Consider the following 24,661-nt stretch of genomic DNA (forward strand, 5'->3'; position numbering starts at 1 on the left):
TTAGTGTTCAAACATCGCAGAGATAGACTCTTCGTTGCTGATGCGGCGGATGGTTTCAGCCAGCATATCAGCCAGTGTCAGTACTTTGATCTTATCAACAGACTTCAGCTCGTCCGACAGCGTAATTGAGTCAGTGACAATCACTTCGTCAATTACTGAGTTGCGCAGGTTCTCTGCGGCATTGCCAGACAGAACCGGGTGCGTTGCATAAGCAAATACGCGCTTAGCACCGTGCTCTTTCAGTGCCGCAGCGGCTTTACATAGCGTACCACCGGTATCAATCATATCGTCGACGATGATACAGTCGCGGCCTTCCACGTCACCAATGATGTGCATGACCTGAGAAACGTTAGCCTGTGGGCGACGTTTGTCGATGATAGCCAGGTCTTTGTCGTCCAGGAGCTTGGCGATTGCACGCGCACGTACGACACCACCAATGTCTGGTGACACGACCACAACATCGTCAAAATCGCGCTCTTTCATGTCTTCAAGCAGCACTGGGCTACCAAACACATTGTCTACAGGCACATCGAAGAAGCCCTGGATCTGTTCAGCGTGCAGGTCTACCGTCAGAACGCGGTCAACACCAACGCTTGATAAGAAATCCGCAACAACTTTTGCAGTGATTGGCACACGCGCAGAACGTACACGACGATCCTGACGGGCATAGCCGAAGTATGGAATAACGGCGGTAATACGACCTGCAGAAGCACGACGTAAAGCATCCACCATCACAATGAGTTCCATCAGGTTGTCATTGGTTGGTGCACAAGTGGATTGGACGATGAATACATCAGAACCACGAACATTTTCATTGATTTGAACGCTGATCTCGCCGTCGCTAAAACGGCCTACAACGGCATCACCTAATTCGATAAACAAACGTTTTGCAACTTTTTGAGCTAGCTCAGGTGTTGCGTTACCAGCGAAGAGCTTCATGTCGGGCACGGTAGGGTTCCTCAGGCACTGTAATATATATTTTGCAATGACGGCGTCTGTGACAGTGTCAAAACAGGCTAACTTAAACTATTTTACTTCATCTTTACGCCATGCAGCCAGTTGCCGGTGGGCAATTGACTCGCTTGCGCTTTGGGTAACAAAGCCGGTCCAGTGAGACGGGAGTTGTTCGAGTACACGCTGTGCCGCCTGTGCTGAATCAAATTCTGCAAAGCAGCATCCTCCTGTTCCCGTCATTCTGGACGGCGCATATTTTAGCAACCAGCTCAGGGTTTTTTCAACCTCGGGGTAGAGCTTTTTGACTAATGCCTGACAGTCGTTGTGTGTCTGATCAATGGTCCAGCCCTCAGATAATTTCGGGGTATTTCTCGGCAGCTCTGGGTGTGTGAATACTTCCACAGTACCAACATGGACGTTGGGGAAGACCACCAGATAGTGTTTTGTTGCCAGTGTATAGGGGCTCAACTTCTCTCCAACCCCTTGCGCCAGCGCTGTTTTCCCTCGTACAAAGACGGGGACATCCGCACCGAGTGATAATCCGATATCCGCAAGCTGGTCAAGTGATAAGTCACATTGCCACAATGTGTTTAAGGCAAGCAAGGTGGTTGCGGCGTCTGATGAACCGCCCCCCACGCCGCCACCCATAGGCAGCTTCTTAACCAGCTGAACATGGGCACCGAATGGTGATTGTTTATAGGGCCTGAGCGCTTCGGCAGCACGGTAAATCAAATTCTCTTGCAACGGAATACCAGCGACATCGCCCCCGATCTCCACAATATCCTGCTTGATAAGCGAGAAAGTCAGTTCATCGCCGTACTCCAGCATAGTGAACAGGGTTTCCAGTTCATGGTAGCCATCCGCACGGCGGCCATTGATGTGCAAAAACAGGTTCAGTTTGGCCGGGGCCGTTAATGTCAGTGTCTTCATAAGGTCTCAAAGTGCCAGTTGCTGATACGGATCTTAATGGTGATGTCTTTGTGTGTCAGCGTTAGCCGGGTTGGCAGAGTCAGTCCGTTAACGCGTTGATAGGTTTGGTAAGCAACCTGCCAGCGCAGGCCTTGCTCGTCTTGCCAGGTGGCCTGAGTTAATTGTTGTTTATCATTATACTGATTACCAGGCGCCTCTATGTTACCGGTTAACCATTGAGGGGCTTGTGACACTGGCAGTTGCCAGCCGCTCAGGCGGTACACTAAATCGCTGCTGTCTTCGCTGGTGTAGGTGTTATCTTCGAGCGTCAGCACACTGTGCTGATCGAATTCTTGCAACTTGAGGACCTGAGTCCCGATAAAGGTATTGAGCGTCAGGGTTTGCTTTTGTTCACGATATTGCCAGTTAAAGTTGGCAGACTGACGCTCTTCGGGAGAGATAAATGCCAGCTTGCCTGTTGCCCGCCAGTTGTTATATTTTTCGGGACGATTTTGCTGTGCATGCTCGTCAGGGGGCGTAATACGCTGCGCACACCCGCCCAGAAACAATAAAAACATGAGCAAAATCAAATGAAACTGTTTCAAACTGAGTTCCTTACTTTCCATATTCGATTGATTTTTGGTAAAATTAGCGGCTTTAAAGCAGGGCTTGAGCAATACTGGCAGTTATGACCATCATCGCACTTGGGATCAATCACAAAACCGCGTCCGTCGAATTGAGGGAAAAAGTCGCTTTTTCTCCGCAACAGCTATCGGATGCGCTACAGCAGCTGTCTGAGTTACCGCAGTTTAATGAGTCCGTGATTGTTTCTACCTGCAATCGGACCGAAATCTATTGTAGCCTTGGGGACTCGAATTCCCAAGCGCTTCTGGGCTGGCTGGCTGAATTTCACCAGATAGAAGAGCAAGAGCTGGCCGAAAACGTCTATGTGCACCACAATCAGGATGCCGTCAATCATCTGATGCGCGTGGCCTGTGGCCTGGACTCACTGGTGCTGGGCGAGCCGCAAATTTTGGGACAGATCAAGCAAGCTTACAACAGTGCCAAAGCACACAACGGCATTCAGCCGGTGTTTGAACGCTTGTTTCAAAAAACGTTTTCTGTGGCCAAGCAGGTGCGCACCGAGACTGAAATTGGTGCCAGTGCCGTCTCTGTGGCGTATGCGGCCGTCAATCTGGCCAAACATATTTATGGTCAGCTGGAAAAAACCAATGTGCTATTAATCGGTGCGGGTGAAACCATAGAGCTGGTAGCCAAGCACCTGTCTCAGCACAACCCCAAGGCCATCACAGTCGCCAACCGTACTATTGAGCGGGCACAAACGCTGGCCGACGAAATAAACGCCAGTGTCATTTCTTTAGCCCAGCTGCCCGAGCAATTACACCAGGCAGACATAGTGATCAGCTCCACCGCCAGTACCCTGCCAATCATAGGTAAAGGGGTGGTTGAGCAGGCCCTGAAAAAACGCAAGCATAAGCCGATGCTGTTCGTGGACATTGCGGTGCCACGTGATATAGAAAGCCAGGTCAATGATTTAGATGCGGCCTATCTTTATACAGTGGACGACCTGCAGGCGATCGTGAATGAAAACATGGCGTCGCGGGAACAGGCAGCACGCGAAGCCCAGCATATCATTGATGACAAAACCCACGAGTTTGCACAGTGGCAGCGCTCTTTGACCTCGGTGGATGTGATCCGTGACTATCGTGATTCGGCCCAGACGATTAAATTAGAGCTCGTGGAAAAGGCGTTAAATCAGCTACAATCGGGTAAGAATTCAGAAAAGGTCTTGTTAGAGCTGGCAAATAAGCTCACCAATCGACTCACTCATGCACCGACCCGGGCCATTCAGGCGGCGGCAAAAGAGGGTGATATAGAGCGCATTGCAGTATTAAAACAAGCATTAGGTATTGAGCAGGAATAAAAGTTAAATGAAAGAGTCCGTCTATCGTAAGTTGGAAACGCTGGTAGAGCGCCACGAAGAAGTGGAAGCCATGCTGGGTGATCCGGAAGTTATTGGCGATCAAAATCGTTTTCGCGCGTTATCAAAAGAGTATTCAGAGCTGGAAGACGTCGTCAAGGCATTTACGGCTTATCAGCAGGCGCAGGAAGACGTGGCTGCGGCTGAAGAAATGCTCAAGGACTCAGATCCTGATATGCGCGAAATGGCGCAGGAAGAATATAAAGAAGCAAAAGAACAAATCAGTGAGCTTGAAGATCAGCTCCAGATCCTGATGCTACCGAAAGACCCCAAAGACGACAACAATGTATTTTTGGAAGTCCGTGCCGGTACGGGCGGTGACGAAGCGGCTATCTTTGCCGGTGACTTGTTCCGTATGTACAGCCGTTATGCCGAAACCCAGAAGTGGCAAGTGGAAGTAGTCAGTGCCAACGAAGGTGAACATGGTGGCTACAAAGAGATCATTGCTAACATCAAAGGTGACGGCGTGTACGGTAAGCTCAAGTTTGAGTCGGGCGCGCACCGCGTACAGCGTGTACCAGAGACTGAATCTCAGGGCCGCGTTCACACGTCAGCCTGTACAGTAGCAGTTATGGCTGAGATCCCGGAAGCGGAAGCCATCGAAATTAACCCAGCCGATCTGAAGGTTGACACCTTCCGTGCCTCGGGCGCCGGTGGTCAGCACGTTAACAAAACTGACTCCGCTATCCGTATTACCCACATCCCAACGGGCGTTGTGGTTGAATGTCAGGACGAGCGTTCGCAGCACAAAAACCGCGCCAAAGCGCTGTCGGTACTAGGCGCGCGCCTGCAACAGGCAGAAGACGAAAAACGTCAGGCTGCTGAGGCAAGCGAACGTCGTAACCTGGTAGGTAGCGGTGACCGCTCTGAGCGGATCCGGACTTACAACTATCCGCAGGGCCGTATTACGGATCACCGTATTAACCTGACGCTTTATCGTCTGAATGAAGTTGTGGCCGGTGATCTGGGTGCGGTTATCGACCCGTTAGTATTGGAGTATCAGGCTGACTTGTTGGCAGCCATGGGCGACGACTAATGACGCAACATTCAACCCTTGCCCAGGCGATTGCCTGGGCGAGCGGGCAACTTCAGAGCAGCTCAGAGTCGGCGAAACTCGATGCCGAAGTGCTGCTTTTGCATATCCTTCAGAAAAACCGTAGCTATTTATTTGCCTGGCCCGAAGCCGAGCTAAACGCCGAGCAACAGCAGCGTTTTGCAACTCTAATCGCGCGTCGACAAGCGGGTGAGCCAGTTGCCCACCTTACCGGAGAGCGGGAATTCTGGAGCCTGCCTTTATACGTCAATAACAGTACACTGATCCCACGTCCGGATACCGAAACTCTGGTTGAGCAGGCGCTTGCATTGCCTTTGTCTGCGCAGGCCAAAGTACTCGACCTGGGTACCGGGACGGGCGCCATTGTGCTGGCACTGGCATCGGAGCAACCTGGCTGGCAACTAATGGGTGTCGACTTCTCACATGATGCGGTAGCACTGGCAGAGAAAAATCGTCAGCGCCTTGGGTTTGAACATGTCGAGATCCGCCACAGTGACTGGTTTTCAGCATTAGCAGATCAGCGTTTTGATCTGATTGTCAGCAATCCGCCCTATATTTGTGAGCAAGATGAGCATTTGAGCCAGGGCGACGTGCGTTTTGAGCCATTATCGGCTTTGGTGGCCCCGGAGCAAGGCTATGCCGATATCCGTCATATCATCGAGCAAGCTCAGGCCTTTTTGGCGCAAGATGGCTATTTGATGTTTGAGCACGGTTATCAGCAAGCGGCTGGTATTCAGCAGATTTTTGCACAAATGAACTATCGCAATATACTTACAATAAAAGATATGGCAGGCTGTGATAGGGTGACGATGGCGCAAAAGCCGCAATAATCCCACCTGGTTAAATCGCAGCAGTATGCATAGCACGGACTTCTGTTCAGGATACACATGCGCATACAGTGTCGGCTTTAAGTCCGCCAGCGGAGCATTGCTGGCGAGATATATGTATATAAGAGTGTTAAGGACTCTCCAATGGATGATTTTTTGTTTTCAGACGATCCGGGTGAAGTAGAAGTACAGGAAAAAAGTGGCACCTGGAAGGTCATCATTGTTGATGATGAACCAGAAGTGCATGCGGTAACTAAACTCGCGCTCAGCGACTTTGAATTTCAGAAAAAGCGCCTGGAATTTCTCAGCGCCTATTCCGGTGAGGAAGCAAAAAAGGTGGTTATGGACCACCCCGATGCCGCCATTGTGCTGCTTGATGTGGTGATGGAAACGGATGATGCGGGCCTGCGAGTCGCGCAATTTATTCGTGAAACAGCAAAGAATAACAACATTCGCATTATTTTGCGTACCGGTCAGCCTGGCCAGGCACCGGAGCGTCAGGTTATCGTCAATTATGATATCAATGACTACAAGTCCAAAACAGAACTGACGGCGCAAAAGCTGTTTACTGTGGTGATGTCGAGTCTGCGCTCTTACCGGGATATCTTATCCATAGACCAGTCCCGGCAGGGGCTGGAAAAAATCATCACAGCCTCACGTAATATCTTTGCCTCACACTCCATTGATCAATTTATAGAAGGCGTTATCCAGCAGCTTACCTCGTTACTGGGGACTGTGGATGAAGCCATTTATGCCACCTCTTTGGTGGCCAGTAATGACCCCAGTGACAGCAGCGATAAACTGGTGGTGTTTACCGGCCGGGGCGAATTTGCCAGAAGCGAAGGCAAACCAATAGAAGAGGTACTGGCGCCGGAACAAATGGAAGCCTGCCGGCAGGCCTTGCAGGACCGCGGGATTGTTTACAAGGACAACTACCTGTTTGCTTACTGCTCCAGCGAATATAATCATGCGTCTATGTTGTTTGTATCGGGGATCCCTGAGTTTTTGACCGACACACAAAAACACCTGATCAAAATATTCTCGCAAAACGTACAACTGGCTTATGAAAATGTTCAGCTGCAGGCGGAAATTGAAGACACCCAGCAGGAGCTGGTATATCGCCTGAGTGAAGCGCTGGAACAGCGCTCGACTGAATCGGGTAATCACGTAAAACGTGTGGCTAACATCTGTTATGTGCTGGCCAAGCGTTATGGCCTGAGTTATCGCGAGGCCGAGTTGGTGCGACTGGCGTCTCCACTTCACGATGTGGGCAATGTGGGCATTCCCGATGCCATTTTGAATAAACCCAATAAGCTTGCGGACGACGAGTGGGAGGTGATGAAGTCTCACACTCAAAAAGGCTATCAGATCTTGCGCGATTCACGCCGTGAAATTGTTAATGCCGGCGCTATGATCGCCCGTGACCACCATGAGCGCTGGGATGGCAGCGGCTACCCGAGCGGTAAAAAAGGCGAAGAGATCCATATTTTTGGTCGTATTGCTGCGATTGCGGATGTGTACGACTCAATGCGTCATGAACGCTGTTACCGTCCGGCTTATAATCTGGAAGAAGTGGTAGCAGAAATTAACAGCCAAAAGGGCAAGCATTTTGACCCCAAACTGGTTGATGTGTTTAATGACGCAATTGATGAGCTGGAGCAGATCCTGGCTCGCCTGGAAGATTAATTTAACCGTTTATTTATTAAGGGGCAATTTTGGACTACATGGCACTTAAACACACGCACGTGATGTTTGCAGTTTTGAGTATTATTTTGTTTTACACCCGGGCAATCTCGCGCCTGGCCAGTGGTAAACTGGCAGCCAACAAAGGGGTGTTCATCGCCAGCCACAGTATTGATACTGTGTTGCTTATCTCGGCGGTGTCATTGGCGGTGATGGCCAGTCTCAATCCAGCGCAACAGCCCTGGTTGATGGAAAAAATTATCCTGGTTATCGCTTACATTGCACTGGGTTTTGTAATCGCAAAATCAACCACCAAAGCCAAACAGGCAGGCGCTCTGGTGCTAGCCACGCTAACTTTACTGGCTGTTGGCTACCTCGCCAGCGCCAAAAATGCCCTGATATTATAATGCTCAGGCCGGGCAGCCTTGCTGCCCGCGAACCTCCCGCAACTGGGTCAATCTGCCCACGCATAAAAATCCCCTTGGGAATGTGTTGAAAAATGTTACACTAGTCCATTATGACTATAGACAGTAGAAAATAGTTCGTTATTTATGACTGATATCTGGTTCGATGAACACGACACAAGTACGGATCATTTCTCGACGCCTGCCTTGTTACGTTGTATCTGGGCTGAGCCACACTGGGATGCGCAGGCCGATACCTCACATACGCTATGTTTGCTGGCCGAGCTGGAGCAGGCTGTTGACGACATTTGTCATCAAAATGATGATAAGCACAAGTGTGTGGATGCACTGCTCGATACGTTTTATACCCAATGGTTATTTAGCGGCACGGACCAAAAAGTGCCTGAGCATTTACTAAACAACGTCTGCTATGTGTTAAAAATGCGCAGCGGCACCAGCATGGCGCTGGCTCTGATCTTGGTGCACTTACTGGAACGCGCTAAGCTGACTGCAAGCCTGGCCATCAACCAGGGAGATGTGCTGGTGCATATCGCACTGAGCGATGAGGAAGGCTACATCATAGATCCCAGCTCTGGCCACCAGTCCTGGTATGTGATCCCGGAAAATGGTGATGATAAAGAGCAGGAGCCCATGGAGCTGGTATTTGGTGAAGAAGCCTTCAAGCTTTACCTTGCGCAGCAAAAGTGGTCGTTTATTGCGGCCGAAAAATTTGGTCATGCACTGAGCTGCGTTGAAATGCTGATGGAATTACTGGGTGATGACCCTTATGAGCGTCGCGACAGGGGCTATTTGCTGAATCAACTTAACTGCCCGAAAATGGCCAAAGATGATCTACAATTCTTTGTGGATGAATGTCCGGACGACCCGACCATAGAGCTCATTCAAAATCAAATCGCAGAGCTGGCCGATCACAATAATATCCTGCATTAAGTGAGGCCAGCAGGCACTGCATGTTAGGGAGCTTCGCCGTTTTGTTCACTTGCATACCCGGCATGGCTTCCCAAGCGGTTTTTGTATAATCAAGGAAACAGAGAGATCCCATGCAAGAGAGTAGTGTACTCATTACCAATAACGCCGTTGTGCTTGGCCTGTTAGCCATCATTCTGGGGTTTGTGTTCTATACCTCCAATCTGAAAACCGGGTTCTGGGCCAAATTCTATCGCTATGTGCCCGCCCTGTTAATGTGCTACTTCCTGCCCTCCTTATTGAATACCTTCGGCATTGTTGATGGCAGCGGCAATGATGTTTATACGGTTGCTAAGTACTTTTTACTGCCAGCCTGTCTGGTGTTGCTGACATTAAGCATCGATCTCAAGTCCATCATGGGACTCGGTAAGCGCGCCATCATTATGTTTCTGACCGGTACGGTCGGCGTGGTGCTTGGTGGGCCGATAGCACTGCTGATCACGGCCACCTTTATGCCAGAATTACTCGGTGTAGCCGGACCAGAAGCCGTCTGGCGTGGAATGGCGGCACTGGCTGGTAGCTGGATTGGCGGTGGTGCTAACATGGTGGCGATGAAAGAAATTTACGGCGCCGGGGGCGAGATCTTCACCATTATGGTGACCGTGGACATAGTGGTTGCTAACCTGTGGATGGCTGGCCTGTTGTTTTTAGCTGCCAGACACAAAGAAATTGACGCGCGCACCGGTGCTGATACGGCCTCGATTGAGCGTTTGATTGACAAAGTACAGGCCTTTGAAGCGGAGCATGCAAGACGGCCCGAATTAAAGGACCTTATGCTGCTGATTGCCTTTGCATTTGGTGCAACCGGCCTGGCGCATTTTGCCGCTGATCTGCTGGTACCTTACTTTGCCAGTAATTTCCCGGAGCTGAAGAAGTTCTCTCTGCATTCCAAACTGTTCTGGATCATCGTACTGGTCACCACCATCGGCCTGGCGCTGTCTTTCACCAAAGCCCGCAACTTTGAGGCCGTGGGTGCCTCCAAAGTGGGTAGCAGCTTTTTATACATCCTGGTGGCAACCATAGGCTTGCACATGGATATCACTAAAATCGTCGAGGCCCCCAAGTATGTGGTCATTGGTCTGATCTGGATGGCAGTGCATGTGGGGTTATTATTTTTGGTGGCTAAACTCATTAAAGCGCCCGTGTTTTACGTGGCGGTTGGCAGCAAGGCCAATATTGGTGGCGCGGCGTCTGCGCCTGTGGTTGCGTCAGCGTTCCACCCGGCGCTGGCACCGGTGGGCGTACTGTTAGCCGTATTGGGCTATGCGCTGGGCACCTACGCGGCCTGGCTATGCGGACAACTTTTACGTGTGATTGGCAGTTAGTGCTGCCAGTTAGCGACTATTTTAGGAAGAACAATGAATACACAGATTATCAAAGTAGCAGACATCGAAGTTGCTAACGACAAACCTTTTGTGCTGTTTGGTGGCATGAATGTGCTGGAGTCTCGCGACCTGGCCATGCGCATTGCCGAGCACTATGTTGAAGTGACCAGCAAGCTGGGCATTCCTTATGTGTTTAAAGCCTCGTTCGACAAAGCCAACCGCTCTTCAATTAACTCGTACCGTGGTCCGGGTATGGAAGAAGGGCTTAAAATCTTTGAAGAAATCAACAGCACCTTTAACGTGCCGCTTATCACCGACGTGCATGAGCCGCATCAGGCTGCACCCGTTGCCGAAGTGGTTGATGTGATCCAGCTTCCGGCCTTTTTAGCGCGTCAGACCGACCTGGTTGTGGCCATGGCAAAAACCGGCAATGTGATTAACGTGAAGAAACCTCAGTTTCTGGCACCACACGAGATGCGTCACATCATCAAAAAGATGAGCGAAGCGGGCAACGAGCAAGTGATCTTGTGTGAACGTGGCACCAGCTTTGGTTATAACAACCTGGTGGTCGACATGCTGGGCATGGATGACATGAAGCACATGGCACCGGTGATCTTCGATGCCACACACGCCTTGCAGCGCCCGGGTGGCCGCAGCGATTCGGCCGATGGTCGTCGTGCACAGGCGGCTGAGCTGGCACGCAGCGGCATGGCCCTGGGTCTGGCAGGCTTATTTATTGAAGCGCACCCCAATCCAAACGAAGCCAAGTGCGATGGTCCTTGTGCACTGCCGCTGGCAAAGCTGGAGGGCTATTTGCAGCAGATGAAAGCTGTGGACGATTTGGTCAAGAGCTTTGCACCGTTAGATACCAGCGCTGCCGATCTGTAACATGACACTTACTGGCGGAGGAGACTCCGCCATTTTCATCAGCCTGGTTTGGAACACCCGCCATGTCACGACGATTACCCCCATTAAATGCACTGAAAGCTTTTGAGGCCGCAGCCCGGCACCTGAGTTTTACCAAGGCCGCAGAAGAGCTGTTTGTCACTCAGGCGGCCATCAGTCACCAGATCAAAATTCTGGAAGAGCACCTCGGGGTTAAACTCTTTTTACGTAAAAACCGCTCTTTGCTGTTAACGGAAGAAGGGCAGGGTTATTTTCTGGATATCAAAGAGCTGTTTTCTCAGCTGATCGATGCCACCGAAAGGCTATTAGCACGTGGTGCAAAAGGGTCGCTCACAGTGAGCCTGACGCCCAGTTTTGCCATTCAGTGGCTGGTGCCCAGGCTGAGCCTGTTTAATGAATTGCACCCCGACATTGATGTGCGAATAAAAGCACAGGATCTGGATGAAAACTCATTAACCGATGACGTGGATGTGGCCATTTATTATGGCCGGGGCAACTGGAGCGGCGTGCAAACCCACAAGCTGCACACCGAATACCTGGTGCCCATGTGTAGCCCTTTGCTGCTCAATGGCCCTAAGCCGCTGGATCAGCCCAGTGACCTGGCGAATCATACCTTGCTGCACGATACCACCCGACGCGCCTGGAAAGCCTGGCTGAAAACCGCCGGAGTGCGCAATGTGCCGGCTAACACCGGACCGATTTTCAGTCACTCGTCTATGGTGACTCAGGCTGCTGTGCATGGCCAGGGGATCGCACTGGGCAACAGTGTATTGGCCAAACCCGACCTGGACGCGGGCCGTTTGATCATTCCATTTAGCCATCACCTGGAAAGTAAAAATGCTTACTATCTGGTGTGTCGTGAATCTCAGGCTGAATTAGGTAAAATAGTGTCCTTCAAAAACTGGATGCTGGAAATGGTAGAGCAGGAACAACAATGACGCACAGCGAAGTAAAGATTGATATCGAGTGGCATCAGGCTGACGCACCTCTGGCGCAACTTATCCTGGCCCATGGCGCAGGAGCGGGCCGCGACAGCGACTTTATGCAGGACATGGCAGACCGCCTGAGTGCGTTGGGAGTCACCGTCGGGCTGTTTGATTTTGGCTATATGCAGATGGCAAAGGCGCTGGATAAACGTCGCCCGCCGGAGCGTGCCCCTAAACTGCTGGCCCATTATCGCGATGTGCTGAGCGCGCAGCTCGACGACTTACCTGTGTTTATCGGTGGTAAGTCGATGGGCGGGCGTATGGCATCTATGCTGGTCTGTGAAGACGATATTCAGGTACAGGGCGTGTTTGCGCTGGGTTATCCGTTTCACCCACCAGGCAAACCCGAGAAACTGCGTACCGAGCACTTTGCCGATATCCCTTGCCCGTTTGTGGTGCTGCAAGGAGAGCGCGATACGTTTGGTAATCACGCCGAGGTCACAGCTTTAGCTGCACAAGCTGAAGAAAAGAGCTGGCCCGAGCTGGTATGGCTTAAAGATGGCGACCATTCGTTGAAGCCGCGCAAAGCAAGCGGCCTGACAGAAGCACAAAACCGCCAGCTGGCAGCTGAGGCCATTGCAACTAAAATTGCGGAGATACTCAATGGCTAAGCTATTCTTACTGCTGGGTGGGGCATTTTGTATGCTGTCGGTCATGCTGGGGGCCTTTGCCGCCCATGGCCTGAAAAGCCGTTTGAGCGACTATGCCATTGGCATATTTAAAACCGGCGCTGAATATCAGATGACACATGGCCTGGCATTGCTGGCCGTAGCCCTGCTCCTGAAATGGGGCGTGAAAGTTCAGCTCTCGGGCTATTTATTTGCGACCGGGATTGTCCTGTTCAGTGGCAGCCTGTATTTGCTGGCGCTGACCGGTGCCAAATGGCTGGGACCGATTACGCCACTGGGCGGACTGTGTTTTATTCTTGGCTGGGCCTGGCTGCTGTTTCAGGTTGCCCGTCAGCCCTTTTAATTGATTAGAGACTTTTTATCACTATGTCTAGTGTGGTTATTTATTGCCGAAGCGGCTTTGAAAGCGATGCGGCGGCCGAAATTACGCATCACGCCGCGTTACATAATGTCGCCGGTTACGTAAAAGCTAAGCCCAATACGGGCTATGTGACCTTTGAGTGTTTTGACCCGGCTCAGAGCGAGCTGCTACTCAAGCAGGTTGATTTTTCCAGCCTGGTGTTTGCCCGCCAGTGGTTTGCGGGTGTGCTGTTAAGCAAAATGCCCGTTGAAGACCGCGTATCTGAGATCAAACAGGTGGTTGGGGATTTCCCTTTGTGTGGCGATCTGCGGGTAGAAACCCCGGATACCAATGAAGGCAAAGAGCTGTCGAAATTCTGTAAGAAATTCTCGACGCCGCTGGCCAAAGCACTGGAGAAGCAAAATAAGCTGACCCGCGACCACAAAGCCCATAAACCGGTGCTGCATGTGCTGTTTCTGGCAAACGACACCGCCTATGTCGGGTACTCATTCAGTCATAACAACTCGCCGTTCTTCATGGGGATCCCCAGGCTGAAAATGCCGGCCGATGCACCGAGCCGCTCAACGCTGAAGCTGGATGAAGCCTTCAATGTCTTTGTTGGTAAAGAAAACGAGCCAGAGCGGGTCCGCTCTGGCATGCGCGGCGTGGATCTGGGTGCCTGTCCGGGTGGCTGGACCTATCAGCTGGTACGCCGCGGGTTGTTTGTGGCGGCAATCGACAATGGCCCGATGAACGACGATTTGATGGAAACCGGGCAGGTGAAACACTTCCGTGAAGATGGCTTTAAATATCGCCCCGAAAAGCGCAACATCGACTGGCTGGTGTGTGACATGGTCGAAAAACCGACCCGCGTCAGCGAGCTGATGGTCGACTGGATAGTCAACGGCTTTGTCCGCGAGTTGATCTTCAACCTTAAGCTGCCCATGAAAAAGCGCTTTGATACGGTTTATGAGTGTTTGACGCTGATCCACGACGAGCTGAAAAAATACGGCGTAGGCTACGAGCTACAGGCCAAACACCTTTATCACGACCGAGAAGAAGTGACCGTGCATATTCAGGTACTGAAAGTGCCGCAAAACCTCTACAGCTAAGTTATATTTGGCGGCAGTCTTGTTGACTGTCGCTTATTCCATTTTCAGCCAAATTCCACTCAAAAAACGAAAATGGCCTCTGATGTTCAGCCTCTTTATCACCGCAGCGTGATTAAATGATGCAGCCGTGGTTGTAAATCACCGTAAATATCCGGGTCGGTATTAAATTCGTCCAGCCTGCTCGAGATAAAGAGCAACGCCTCTCCACTTTGGTGTAAGAGTTCTATGGTGTTGACTGTTTCGTCACTGAGCTTGCCCTCTAATAAGGACAGAAAACAATCGGCTATTCCGGGTTTATCGAATTCGTCGTGCCTGCACGTGACGATAAAGCGGACAAAATAGGGCAAACAGGCCATCAGTAAATTGGCCGGCATAAACCTGAGTTCATCTGTACGCTCAATAAAGTTGATTTGAAAGCGCTTTAGTATCTCTTGCTCTGACTGGTTAAAAAACACCGATTTGGCATAGATTAAATCAGGATCGGCTTCACTTTGCGCAATTGCCTCATTCCACTGGTTTTCAGATATATTGACTGACATGTTGTATTAGTCCTGACTGGATACGCAGGCCCACTATGGGCGGCCTATAAGTTTGTTTCTATATTAGTTCCATATAAAGTCGTATCCAAGACCTTTTACTTAACTTACTATTACCGACTCAAAGATGTTCTTTGGGGCGGTTAGTCAATTTGTATGAAGCATTGCATTCAGAGTTATAAATGATGTGGCTATCTACAGTGTGACTATACTTTATCCGTCCAATGACAGGAGAAAAGGAATATGAAGATACTCAGCGGGCCTATGCTCAGGCGTTTAGAGTCTAACTGTGCTTATATCTGGCTGGTGATCCAGGGGGAGTTTGACGTTGCATCACTCAGTGCACAAACCTGGCTGGGGAGCGAACAGCTATCTGGTGATTGCGAGTGTACCGTTATAAAGCTGTCAGAGTCACTACACGCCGTGATGGTGTGCCTGAAGGCGCCAGCAAGCGGCTGGCCAGAGGCCGATTCCGTGGGATATGACCTGTGTTATGAGCAGCAAAGCGTGTTTCAGCCGGCCTATTTTGAGGGGCCTTTACCTCTGTATCATGGCGAAACGTATCCCAGTTTTCGATATTACCCGCGCATCACGCAAATGATGAGTGCATCTTGTCGTAAACCCCATGGTGCAAAGCAGGATGCGCTGGCGGCATACGACCGTAAGATTGAACAATCCGGGCCGTTGAATAAACTCCCTGATGTGTTATTTCTCACCGGCGATCAGATCTATGCCGATGATGTGGACCCGCAGGTTGCTCAATTGATCTATCAATATTCCGCTGAGCTTTTTCCTGATGAGGCACTGGCAGAACAAGGGCAAAATAGATTGTCACTGGACTCAATTGGCTGGCGCAATCGAAATTTGTTACTGAATAAGAAAAATGGTTTTTACACAACAGCAGGGGAGTATCATTTACTTGGTTTTCGTGAGTATCTGAGCATGTACCTGCTGGCTTGGGGAGGACTTTGCCATGACCTGCCTGAACCTGTTATACCTATGCCCACGAAACATAATAAGGGAGAGTTAAGTAAGCGGCAAATTGACCAAGACCGTGCTGTGTGGCGCAGTTACAATAAGGCGCGCAACTTTGTTGGTCAAAGCTGGCGAGTCCGGCGTCTGCTGGCACATGTGCCCAGCTATATGATGTGCGATGATCATGAAGTGACCGATGACTGGAACCTCAGTGCGCAAATTCAGGCGCAGCTCAGTGCGCCGGGAACTCTGGGTCAGCAAGTGGTGACCAATGCGCTGACAGCATTTGCGCTGTGCCAGGCATGGGGTAATGCGCCCGAACAATATCATGAATTAATAACGCAGACCTTGCCTGCTTTTATTGGGGGTCTGACAGAGTACAATGCTCAACGATATCAAGACACCTCTAAAAAGCTCACCACACTAAACTTTACGGTACTCAGTGCAACACAGCCGCCAGCTTTGATATTAGACACCCGAACACAAAGGGCGTTTCGACCTGGTAAGCCATTCGCACCATTGTTAATGAACGACGCCGCGCTGAGTCAGGTGAAAGCACTGTTGGCAACGCTGGAGCCGAATACGCAAGAGCTGGTGGTGGTGTCACCAGCCCCTGTGTTTGGCTTTACGGAGTTGGAACAACTGCAACTCGGAGCAGTCAGCATGCTAAAACATCAAGGGGCAACGCGATTCGATGGAGAATGTTGGATAAGCGATGCTGCACAAATGCAGGCACTGACCGACAACTTGCTGACTCTACCTGCCCTCAGCCACTGCTATTTGCTCTCTGGTGACGTGCATTATGGCTATTGCCGCAGTCATAAAAAGTCACACCCTGCGAATAGTCACAGTGTTGATTTTTGGCAGCTTACCAGCAGCTCGGTATCGAATGCGCCCACCGGGATACTGGAAACATCACTAAAAATGCTTCATCAGGGAACCGTACTGGGGTTATCCATAAATCCATTCAAACGCAAGAATACTCAGTATCTTAAGCCGGTAAACTGGCAGGGGAAATTCCTCTCTGGCCATCTTAATCTCGGCTGGCTGAACCTGACGGATAAACGTTATACCATGTCGATATTGCGCCCAAATGGTAAGTGGTCTGATTGGCAGTATGATTTAACTAAGCCGAATTTGCTGGAGTAAACATAGCCAGCAAGTCATACAAGTGAATACGCCGGTTGACCGGGTGGCGCACAGCCTGGATACTGGCTCCTCGGTCAAACTAAAAAACAAGGAAGAATCAATGGCATCACGTGGCACACTCTATTATTTATGCGGCAAGATGGGGGCTGGTAAATCCACCCTGTCGCGCAAGCTGGCTCAGGATCATCAGGCGGTTGTGTTGTCAGAGGATGACTGGCTGGCGGCGCATTACCCGGGCCAAATCCAAACTTTTGATGATTACATCGAGAAGTCCCGGTTAATCAAACCTTTTATTAAAGCGCATGTGCAAAGCCTGTTGCAGCTGGGGCTGAATGTGGTGATGGATTTTCCTGCTAACACCCGCCGACAACGTACTTGGTTTGTGGAGCTGAGCGAAGCGGTACAAGCCTCTCATCAGCTCTATTATTTGGATGTCAGTGATGAGCAATGCCTTTCCCAGCTGGCCAAACGTCGTGTTGAACAGCCAGCGCGGGCACACTTTGATAACGACGTGGTGTTCTATCAGGTGAGCCAGTATTTTGAGGCACCTGAGGAAAGTGAAAACCTGACTTTAGTGCAGCTAACGGACGTCAGCGGCTCAGGCGTCCAGTGAGGATGTCAGCTGCTGCTCAAGTGTCGTCAAAGTCTCACCTGCGCCATCAAAATCAAAATCCTCAATCTGGGTAAACAACTGCTCAGCGAGTGGCTGCTGGGGTGCACCGCTTAGCGCCTCCAGCAATGTGTCAGCCTGGTCACTGGCATCCATATCTGAATCACGGATCAGGACTTTGAGCTGTGCAAGTAAGGCCGTTATATCAATGTCCTTATGTGCGCTTGCTGAATGAGTTGTTTCGTTGCTATGTTCAATGGTTTGCTGTTCATTCAGTGCCTGCGAAATTGCATCAATCAGCGCATTCAGGCTGGTTAGCAGTTCGTCTAGCAGGCTCTGCACTGGCATATTGTTGGCACAGGCTGTTTCTAATTCACCAGCCAGTTGGGCCACCAAAACAGCCCCGATATTACCGGCGCTGCCTTTGAGTGTATGGGCGCACCGCATTGGACCCTGTGGATCTGTGTTTGTATGTGCCTGGGCCTCGACAAAGGCCTGTTCAAATTGCGCCTGCTTGTCACAAAAGCGCGCCAACAGTTTTTTATACAGCGCTGTGTCGCCTTCGCTGATGGCAAGCCCCGCTTGGGTATCCAGCCCGGCTATCGCAGCTAAGTCTTCCGATGTATCCGTTGATGCTGGCAATGGATGTTCGCTGGCGGCGGACACATTCGCTGGCTGTGCCGGGACAATCCAGCGGGCGAGCGTAGCAAACATTTTGCGCGGGTTCAGGGGTTTTTCAATAATGTCGTTCATGCCGCATTCCAGCGCTTTTTGACGGTTATCCAGCATCACACTGGCGGTCATGGCGATGACAGGCAGGTCCTGCCACCTGGGTTGCTGGCGTATAGCTTCGGTAGCGCTGTAACCGTCCATCACCGGCATCTGGCAGTCCATCAGTACGCCATCATAGTGGCGCTGTTGCAGCATCTCCAGTGCCTGCTGACCCTGTTCGGCTACATCGACCCGAATTCCGTTTTTCTCCAGTAAGGCAATGGCCAGCTCCTGGTTCAGGTCATTGTCCTCAACCAGTAGCAAATGCGCACCGGCGACCGCATGAGATGGTTCCTCGGTATTCGTCTCGCTGTGTTCAGCGATATTTGGGTCGCCAAACAGGCTGAGCAGGCAGGCAGCAAGTGGCTTGGGGAAAACCGGTTTACAAAGGGTATAGCTGACATCGGCTTCTGCGTTGTCGCCGTTATGGTTTAGCAGCACGACGGGCAGCGTTGCACGCAGTGAGTCGGGTAAGATAGTCAGGCAGCGACTGTCTGCCAGAATACACTGGGCACTTTTGAAGGCTGGCGCATCCAGGTCAAAGGCGTCCCGGCCGATGACCTCTGCGCTGACTCCAAAAACATGCAGGTAGCGTTTGAGCGTGCTTGCGGCATACTGGTTGTCATCGAGGATCACCGCATGTTGCACGGATAGTTCAGGTAAAAGGGTATCGCTGTTGTCACACAATTTCACAACTATATCGAAGGCAAAGGTACTGCCTTCACCGGCAATACTCTGGCAGCTGATCTGGCCACCCATCAGCTCCACCAGTTTTTTGCAAATCGCCAGCCCCAGGCCGGTACCGCCGTACTTGCGGGTTGTTGAGGTATCTGCCTGGCTGAAAGATTTAAAGAGCTTTTGTTGCTGCTCCTCGGTCATGCCAATGCCGGTATCTATGACCGCAAACGCCAGTGTCAGCGTCTCTTTGTCGCCCGCCTGTGGTGATACATCAATGATCACATCGCCGCCCTGATCGGTAAACTTAATCGCATTGCTGCCCAGGTTTAGCAGCACCTGTGAGATCCGCAGCGGATCGCCTGTCAGCCGTGCTGGGATCCCCGGATCCAGCATCACACACAGTTCTATGTCTTTTTCCCGTGCTTTAATGGCGAGCAGGTCAATGCTCTGAGTCAGGGTTTCTTCCAGATCAAACTCAATGGCTTCAATATCGAGCCGGCCTGCCTCAATTTTAGAAAAGTCGAGAATGTCGTTGATGATCCCAAGGAGCGACTCGGCACTGCGATTGATTTTCTCCACATAATTGCGCTGCTGACGGTTCAGGGTGGTTTGCAGGGCCAGATAGCTCATGCCTATGATGGCGTTCATGGGGGTGCGAATTTCATGAGACATATTGGATAAAAAATCAGATTTGGCCTGGGTGGCACTTTCGGCCTTATCTTTGGCTTTTTGCAGCGCTACCTGAAGCGCTTTGGCGTCGCTGATATCCATATGAATACCAAACACTTCTTTGCCTCCCGGACCATGCTTGGCGACCACGCTGCGGCCAATACTGAGGATCCATTTCCAGCTGCCATCGGCACACTTCATACGCATTTCATGGCGAAAGGTATCACTGTCACCACGGGCATGGGCCAGTAAGGCATCTTCGGTTGCACTCAAGTCTTCCGGGTGAATGAGCTGATGCCAGCGGGCAATGCTCGGACCGTATCTTTGTTCCAGCTCGTCGCACTGATAGCCCAGCATTTCTGACCACACGTCGTTGGTGATCAGCTGGCCACTGCTGATATCCCACTCCCAGGTACCGGCATTGGCCCCCGACATCGCCAGCTCCAGCCGTTGCTCTGCCTCTTTGAGTTCACCATAAGACAAGGTGTTGGCCAAAGCCACCGCCAGATGATTGGCAACAACCCGTAAGATTGCGCGCTGAGCCCGGGTCAGCGCGTGCTCATGGTTAAATTGTAGGGTAAACACGCCCAGTACTTCGCCGTCGACCACCAGCGGAGCACAAAAGACACTTTGCGTGGCCGCGCCGTGCAGGTTATCGGCGGCAGCTAATGCCAATTTCTGCCAGTCCTGTGGGCAGGCGGCATACACGGGGGTGGCTTCTTTGACACAGTACACATCAGCACCCTGGCTGGTACTCAGTTTGCTGATCAGCGCTGCAAACGGCTCGTCATCTTGCACGGCGTAGATGTAGTCTATGTACTGCTGCTCGCGATGATAAATGCCCACCGCACAAAATTCGCAGGGCAGGGTTTGCTTTAGGTGCTGATAAATGGTTTCACAAATGACTTTCATGTCATAGGTGGCTGCCACTTCTTTACCTACTTCGCCCAGTACCACCAGCTCCTGAGTACGCTGCGCGACCTTTTGTTCCAGCTTTAAACTGGCCAGACGCAGCCTGCGCTCTCTGATATGTACTATGGTAACAATTGCTATGATAAGGACCGTGGGTAAGAGAATTTTAAACCACAGGGTTTCATACCAGGCGGGCAGTGAAATGATCGCCAAGCCAATTGGTGTATCATTCCACACACCATGGTTATTGCTGCCCAGCACTTGCAGCACATACTCGCCCGGTGGCAATGAGCGGTAACTGGCGCGGGGCGTGTCTGTGATTGCACTCCAGTCGGCATCGTGCCCCAGCAACTTGTAGCGATAGCGATTATCTTCCGTGGCGTGGTAATCCAGGGCGGCAAAATAGACCGCTAAATTTCTGTCTCTGTGGGTAAACTCAATGCCGTTATCAAGTTTGTCGATGCGTACCCCATCGCGCTCGGCATAGGTAAAGACCAGAGGCGGCGCAGAGATATTGACGTAAACCGTCAGCGGATTAAACCCGGTGATGCCATCTATGCTGCCAAATAGGATTTGTTCGTCATAGGTCACAAAAGAGCGCGCCAGAAAGTGGTTATTCCCCAGTCCGTCGTGGGTGGTAAACTGATGGAAAATACCACTGAGCGGATCGAGCTGAAACACACCACCCGAGGTGGCCAGCCACAATAATCCCAGCTCGTCGGCAACGATGGATTTAACGGCAAAATTGGCTTGTGAGGTGGTGTTACTGAACCGCAAAAACCGTTTTTCATCCAGTGCATAGCGGGTCACGCCATTATTGCTGGCAAACCACAGGTAGCGGCCGCTCTGAATGCCCTGATTGATATGGCGGCCATCCAGGCTGGTGGGGGTATTGTCGGGCAGATAGTGCTGTGTTTGGGTTAAATCCGGGCTAAGACGAAACAGACCGTCCCCGTCGCTGCCTATCCAGACCTGTTTATCACTGTCGATCAGTATAAAAGTCGGATCGGTATTGGGCACGAAGTGCTGAACTCCACCGCTGGGTGGGTGCCAGCGCGTGACCCTGCGCTCACCGGCAACGATCAGCCAAACCCAGCCCTGTGCATCAAAATTGACATAATCGACGGGGGAGCCGTCCCGCACGCCTGCAGGCATAAAAGGCGTTAAAGTGCGGTTTAGCTCATCAACCTTAAACAGCCCAAAATTAGTCCCTGCATAGAGCTGGCCATCGGCATCCCGATTTAGGTGATGCACTCTGAGCCGGTAGTCACCGGTTAGCTCCTCGGGCGAGGCAAATGGAATAAATTGCCCGTGTCCATCAAAATGCACCAGGCCCCGACCGGTGCCCAGCCACACCCCCCCTTCAATGGCCTTTGCCATACTCAGCACCTGATTAAATAACCCGGAGAGTTGCTGATCTTCTAAAAAGTGGTGCCAGGCTTTAAAAGCAGGCGGGTGGGGGAATACTTTAATGACACCGGAGTAGCGCGTCGCCGCCCACATCAGCCCGGTCTGATCAATTAAAACCTGGCGAACATCGCGGTTTTGCAGTAATGCCAGCTTGCCGTCCTGTGCGGTGGGAATAAATTTCTCCTGTAAAGGTGAGAAGCGGTAGATACCGGCAAAGGTCGACAGCAGAATATCGCCCTGATGGTGCAGCAGGCTGGATACACTGGGCAGGCTCTGTTCATTGAGCTGATAGGTATGAAAGCGCTGAGTATCCGGATCAAAGCGGCCAAAGCTGGTACGGGTGGCCACCCAGAGTCGGCCATCGGCGGCAACGGAGACCTGCCGTACTTCCGGGTGGTCGAGTGACTGTGGCGCAACCTTAAATGCACTGAACTGGCCACTTTGGCGGTCAAGCCGGTAGAGCCCATCCGAGGTGGCGCACCAGATATTACCGGCTTGATCTTCGGCAATACTCCATACCCGGTTGTTGCCAAGGGTTTTGGGGTTATTCGGGTCATGGGTAAAACGCTCGAATCCGCGACCATCGGTTTTGAGACGATTGAGCCCGCCGCCATTGGTGCCAACCCAAAGGCTGCCATCCTGGCTTTCGAACAGCGCCTGCACTTTGTCCGCCCCCAGCGACTGCGCATTTGCCGGGTCATGACGAAAATGCTGAAACCCTTGCTGAGCGCCCAAAAACAGGTTCAGGCCACCGCCCCAGGTACCGGCCCACAACCGGCCACGAGTGTCGAACAGCAACACACTGACACTGTCGGCAGACAGCGAGCTGGGATCGCCCGGAACGTGTCTGAAATTACTAAACTGATAGCCATCGTAGCGTTTTATGCCATCGGCACTACCAAACCACATAAAGCCCTGCTGATCTTTGCTGACGGCATAGATCTGCGGGGTATTCAGGCCGTTATAGGTGGCGATATTTTCAATTTTGAGCGTGGTGGCCAGCACTTTTTGTGTCAATACAGCACATAACAGCCATATCACCGCTAAACTAACAGTGAGTGCTAAACCCCGGCGCCGTGGTCGGGTTGTGCATAAGACAGAAATGACTGGCATAACGTTGGCCTGTTGGCGGGTTTATTGATTCGTTGTACAAAGGTTAGACAGATATTAGAAACCTGTGCACAATAACAGCAAATAAATTTTCCGGCGCTGTAACCCCCTTAACTGTGCCAGGCCCGATTTTGGGACGGCTGGCTTTAGGAGAGAAGAATGGACAATGGCAGTGCAGTAACCACTATGACTATCCTGGTTGTTGAACCGCACGAGACCATACGCTCCATGGTGGCCAATATCGTCACCGGACTTGGACGAGTTAATGTGTTGCAAAGCCCCAATGGTGCCGACGCCCTCGACAAGCTGCAATATCAGGATATTCATCTGATTATTGCGGACTGGATGCTGCCCAAGCTGGCGGGTATCGACTTGCTAAAAGAAGTGCGAAAGAATCCGCGCACGGCGGCTATCCCGTTTGTGATGACCGCTACGTCGATACAACAATCTCAGGTCCTGCAGGCCATAAAATGTGGTGTGTCTGAATATGTGGTTAAGCCGTTTTCCAGCAAAATTATGCTGGAGCGACTGCGCCGTGCGCTCAACAAACCGGTCAGGCCATACCACGGCGAAGCTGCTGAAGAAGAAGCGGTGGTGGAGCAGCCTATTCAGGTGCTGGTGGTCGATGATGTGGCAGACAACATCAAGATCATCGGTGATGTGCTGCGCAAGGAATATAAGGTGAAAGCAGCACTGAGTGGTGCCAAGGCATTGCAGATCTGCGCTGCAGAGCCGCAACCCGATCTGGTCCTGCTGGATATCATGATGCCAGGCATGGACGGGCTGGAAGTCTGCCGGCGTCTTAAAGATGACCCCCACACCCAGCATATTACGGTGATTTTTTTAACCGCGCTGGAGCAAACGGAGCACGTAGTGCGAGGGTTAGAACTTGGGGCGGTCGACTATATAACTAAACCCGCTAACCCGTCGGTGGTTAAATCACGGGTACGCGCGCATTGTCGCAACATTGAATCGAACCGCCTGATGCGTGCGCAGATAGATGCGATGATCGACAATGCCAGATTGCGCGACGAATTTGACAGTTTGGCGCAGACTAACCTGGCAAAACCCGTGTCGGACATTCGCAGTTCAACGGCGCTGCTGGCACGGCATATTAAAGAGCCGGAGCGGGCACGGCGTTATCTCAATTTTATTCAGCACAGCTGTTTGCGGCTTCAGCATGCCATGGACAGCATGTCGGCCATGGCCAAAATCGAAGCGAATGAGTATCAGCTAAATCCGGTCAGCCACCCGATACATAAAATCATTGAAGCCGTGCTGGAAGACTTGGCTCCGCTGGTTGAAGCCTCAAAAATCCAGCTGCGCACTGTGGTCTCTAAAGATTTACTGTTTTTTGGTGAACCGGCCTTGTGTTACACCTTATTCCACAACCTTATCAGCAATGCGCTGGAAGCGGTTAAGAGCAAGCCCCTGGTGACCATCAGTGCACAGCCTGCGGAGCAACAGCTGACGGTGATCATTCAAAACCCCGATCCGGTGCCGGACGGTGTCAGAACCCGTTTTTTCGAAAAGTTTGTGACTTTTGGTAAGCCTGACCGCGCTGGTGTTGGTACTTACACTGCCAAATTGCTCACAGAAGCGCAGCAGGGACAGATAGATTTTAATACCGACGAGCAGCGCGGCACTGAGGTCACGGTCAGTCTGCCGTTAGGAGAAAAAGCCAGCTAGCCTGCCGGGCAACCTTTGTGCCCGGCAGGCTGGC

At 51.5% G+C, this 24,661-nt stretch carries 20 protein-coding genes; 15 read left to right on the forward strand and 5 right to left on the reverse strand.

The window, feature by feature from the left end:
* The 3 genes from C3B51_RS07595 to lolB form a co-directional block, all read right to left on the reverse strand.
* Window positions 1-948: a ribose-phosphate pyrophosphokinase gene (locus tag C3B51_RS07595; RefSeq protein ID WP_010386544.1), complete on the reverse strand. Its 948-nt coding sequence runs from the start codon at window positions 946-948 to the stop codon at window positions 1-3.
* Window positions 949-1,026: 78 nt separating this feature from the next.
* The gene (gene ispE / locus C3B51_RS07600) at window positions 1,027-1,884 is read right to left on the reverse strand and encodes a 4-(cytidine 5'-diphospho)-2-C-methyl-D-erythritol kinase (RefSeq protein ID WP_130244659.1); all 858 of its coding nucleotides are present in this window, start codon (window positions 1,882-1,884) and stop codon (window positions 1,027-1,029) included.
* The gene (gene lolB, locus C3B51_RS07605; protein WP_125716519.1) at window positions 1,881-2,468 is read right to left on the reverse strand and encodes a lipoprotein insertase outer membrane protein LolB; all 588 of its coding nucleotides are present in this window, start codon (window positions 2,466-2,468) and stop codon (window positions 1,881-1,883) included. The genes ispE and lolB overlap by 4 nt, the downstream gene beginning before the upstream one ends.
* Before the next feature lie 83 nt (window positions 2,469-2,551).
* Between lolB and hemA the strand changes: the two genes are divergently transcribed.
* From hemA to rlmM, 12 genes are all read left to right on the forward strand, one after another.
* On the forward strand, window positions 2,552-3,808 hold the full coding sequence (gene hemA / locus C3B51_RS07610) for a glutamyl-tRNA reductase (protein ID WP_125716518.1): 1,257 nt from the start codon (window positions 2,552-2,554) through the stop codon (window positions 3,806-3,808).
* Between the two features lie 7 nt (window positions 3,809-3,815).
* Window positions 3,816-4,901 (forward strand): peptide chain release factor 1, encoded by a 1,086-nt coding sequence (prfA, locus tag C3B51_RS07615; RefSeq protein ID WP_125716517.1) that lies wholly within the window; start codon window positions 3,816-3,818, stop codon window positions 4,899-4,901.
* Window positions 4,901-5,749 carry a peptide chain release factor N(5)-glutamine methyltransferase gene (gene prmC, locus C3B51_RS07620; protein ID WP_130244660.1) on the forward strand — a complete coding sequence of 283 codons (849 nt, stop codon included), beginning with the start codon at window positions 4,901-4,903 and terminating at the stop codon, window positions 5,747-5,749. The genes prfA and prmC overlap by 1 nt, the downstream gene beginning before the upstream one ends.
* 141 nt (window positions 5,750-5,890) lie before the next feature.
* Complete coding sequence (locus C3B51_RS07625; RefSeq protein WP_130244661.1) at window positions 5,891-7,432, forward strand: response regulator; 1,542 nt, start codon at window positions 5,891-5,893, stop codon at window positions 7,430-7,432.
* A 29-nt stretch (window positions 7,433-7,461) separates the two neighbouring features.
* Window positions 7,462-7,836, forward strand: coding sequence for a SirB2 family protein (locus C3B51_RS07630; RefSeq protein ID WP_046006609.1), 375 nt, complete (start codon window positions 7,462-7,464; stop codon window positions 7,834-7,836).
* A gap of 144 nt (window positions 7,837-7,980) precedes the next feature.
* Window positions 7,981-8,784 (forward strand): tetratricopeptide repeat protein, encoded by an 804-nt coding sequence (locus C3B51_RS07635; protein ID WP_046006608.1) that lies wholly within the window; start codon window positions 7,981-7,983, stop codon window positions 8,782-8,784.
* A 110-nt stretch (window positions 8,785-8,894) separates the two neighbouring features.
* Entirely contained in the window at window positions 8,895-10,145 is a 1,251-nt protein-coding gene (locus tag C3B51_RS07640) for a DUF819 domain-containing protein (RefSeq protein ID WP_130244662.1), read from the forward strand.
* 33 nt (window positions 10,146-10,178) lie between these two features.
* The gene (gene kdsA, locus C3B51_RS07645; RefSeq protein WP_130244663.1) at window positions 10,179-11,033 is read left to right on the forward strand and encodes a 3-deoxy-8-phosphooctulonate synthase; all 855 of its coding nucleotides are present in this window, start codon (window positions 10,179-10,181) and stop codon (window positions 11,031-11,033) included.
* 62 nt (window positions 11,034-11,095) lie between these two features.
* Window positions 11,096-11,989: a transcriptional regulator GcvA gene (locus tag C3B51_RS07650; protein ID WP_046006605.1), complete on the forward strand. Its 894-nt coding sequence runs from the start codon at window positions 11,096-11,098 to the stop codon at window positions 11,987-11,989.
* Window positions 11,986-12,648, forward strand: coding sequence for an alpha/beta family hydrolase (locus C3B51_RS07655; RefSeq protein ID WP_130244664.1), 663 nt, complete (start codon window positions 11,986-11,988; stop codon window positions 12,646-12,648). The genes C3B51_RS07650 and C3B51_RS07655 overlap by 4 nt, the downstream gene beginning before the upstream one ends.
* Complete coding sequence (locus tag C3B51_RS07660) at window positions 12,641-13,009, forward strand: DUF423 domain-containing protein (RefSeq protein ID WP_054017245.1); 369 nt, start codon at window positions 12,641-12,643, stop codon at window positions 13,007-13,009. Before C3B51_RS07655 ends, C3B51_RS07660 begins: the two co-directional genes overlap by 8 nt.
* Before the next feature lie 23 nt (window positions 13,010-13,032).
* Entirely contained in the window at window positions 13,033-14,118 is a 1,086-nt protein-coding gene (rlmM, locus tag C3B51_RS07665; protein WP_125716511.1) for a 23S rRNA (cytidine(2498)-2'-O)-methyltransferase RlmM, read from the forward strand.
* A 98-nt stretch (window positions 14,119-14,216) separates the two neighbouring features.
* Here rlmM and C3B51_RS07670 read toward each other — a convergent pair whose 3' ends face one another.
* Window positions 14,217-14,657, reverse strand: a complete 441-nt coding sequence (locus C3B51_RS07670) for a hypothetical protein (RefSeq protein ID WP_130244665.1) — start codon at window positions 14,655-14,657, stop codon at window positions 14,217-14,219.
* A gap of 240 nt (window positions 14,658-14,897) precedes the next feature.
* Here C3B51_RS07670 and C3B51_RS07675 point away from each other — a divergent pair, with 240 nt between their 5' ends.
* Together C3B51_RS07675 and C3B51_RS07680 are read left to right on the forward strand one after the other, a co-directional pair.
* Window positions 14,898-16,778 (forward strand): hypothetical protein, encoded by a 1,881-nt coding sequence (locus C3B51_RS07675; RefSeq protein WP_130244666.1) that lies wholly within the window; start codon window positions 14,898-14,900, stop codon window positions 16,776-16,778.
* Window positions 16,779-16,878: 100 nt separating this feature from the next.
* Window positions 16,879-17,391: an AAA family ATPase gene (locus C3B51_RS07680; RefSeq protein WP_130244667.1), complete on the forward strand. Its 513-nt coding sequence runs from the start codon at window positions 16,879-16,881 to the stop codon at window positions 17,389-17,391.
* Here C3B51_RS07680 and C3B51_RS07685 read toward each other — a convergent pair.
* Window positions 17,377-22,845, reverse strand: a complete 5,469-nt coding sequence (locus C3B51_RS07685) for a two-component regulator propeller domain-containing protein (RefSeq protein WP_165389122.1) — start codon at window positions 22,843-22,845, stop codon at window positions 17,377-17,379. The two genes, C3B51_RS07680 and C3B51_RS07685, sit on opposite strands and share 15 nt — an antisense overlap.
* A gap of 252 nt (window positions 22,846-23,097) precedes the next feature.
* On the opposite strand from C3B51_RS07685, the gene C3B51_RS07690 reads away from it, so the two are divergent.
* Window positions 23,098-24,627 carry a response regulator gene (locus tag C3B51_RS07690; protein WP_130244669.1) on the forward strand — a complete coding sequence of 510 codons (1,530 nt, stop codon included), beginning with the start codon at window positions 23,098-23,100 and terminating at the stop codon, window positions 24,625-24,627.
* Window positions 24,628-24,661: the final 34 nt, after the last annotated feature.

This window comes from Pseudoalteromonas rubra (assembly GCF_004212645.1).
Classification (GTDB): Bacteria; Pseudomonadota; Gammaproteobacteria; order Enterobacterales; family Alteromonadaceae; genus Pseudoalteromonas; species Pseudoalteromonas rubra_G.

Excerpts from the sequence above, each read along its gene's own strand:
- ispE (WP_130244659.1), bottom strand. The coding sequence starts at position 1,884 with ATGAAGACACTGACATTAACGGCCCCGGCCAAACTGAACCTGTTTTTG.
- hemA (WP_125716518.1), top strand. The coding sequence starts at position 2,552 with ATGACCATCATCGCACTTGGGATCAATCACAAAACCGCGTCCGTCGAA.
- prfA (WP_125716517.1), top strand. The coding sequence starts at position 3,816 with ATGAAAGAGTCCGTCTATCGTAAGTTGGAAACGCTGGTAGAGCGCCAC.
- prmC (WP_130244660.1), top strand. The coding sequence starts at position 4,901 with ATGACGCAACATTCAACCCTTGCCCAGGCGATTGCCTGGGCGAGCGGG.
- C3B51_RS07625 (WP_130244661.1), top strand. The coding sequence starts at position 5,891 with ATGGATGATTTTTTGTTTTCAGACGATCCGGGTGAAGTAGAAGTACAG.
- C3B51_RS07635 (WP_046006608.1), top strand. The coding sequence starts at position 7,981 with ATGACTGATATCTGGTTCGATGAACACGACACAAGTACGGATCATTTC.
- C3B51_RS07640 (WP_130244662.1), top strand. The coding sequence starts at position 8,895 with ATGCAAGAGAGTAGTGTACTCATTACCAATAACGCCGTTGTGCTTGGC.
- kdsA (WP_130244663.1), top strand. The coding sequence starts at position 10,179 with ATGAATACACAGATTATCAAAGTAGCAGACATCGAAGTTGCTAACGAC.
- C3B51_RS07650 (WP_046006605.1), top strand. The coding sequence starts at position 11,096 with ATGTCACGACGATTACCCCCATTAAATGCACTGAAAGCTTTTGAGGCC.
- C3B51_RS07655 (WP_130244664.1), top strand. The coding sequence starts at position 11,986 with ATGACGCACAGCGAAGTAAAGATTGATATCGAGTGGCATCAGGCTGAC.
- C3B51_RS07660 (WP_054017245.1), top strand. The coding sequence starts at position 12,641 with ATGGCTAAGCTATTCTTACTGCTGGGTGGGGCATTTTGTATGCTGTCG.
- rlmM (WP_125716511.1), top strand. The coding sequence starts at position 13,033 with ATGTCTAGTGTGGTTATTTATTGCCGAAGCGGCTTTGAAAGCGATGCG.
- C3B51_RS07670 (WP_130244665.1), bottom strand. The coding sequence starts at position 14,657 with ATGTCAGTCAATATATCTGAAAACCAGTGGAATGAGGCAATTGCGCAA.
- C3B51_RS07675 (WP_130244666.1), top strand. The coding sequence starts at position 14,898 with ATGAAGATACTCAGCGGGCCTATGCTCAGGCGTTTAGAGTCTAACTGT.
- C3B51_RS07680 (WP_130244667.1), top strand. The coding sequence starts at position 16,879 with ATGGCATCACGTGGCACACTCTATTATTTATGCGGCAAGATGGGGGCT.
- C3B51_RS07690 (WP_130244669.1), top strand. The coding sequence starts at position 23,098 with ATGGACAATGGCAGTGCAGTAACCACTATGACTATCCTGGTTGTTGAA.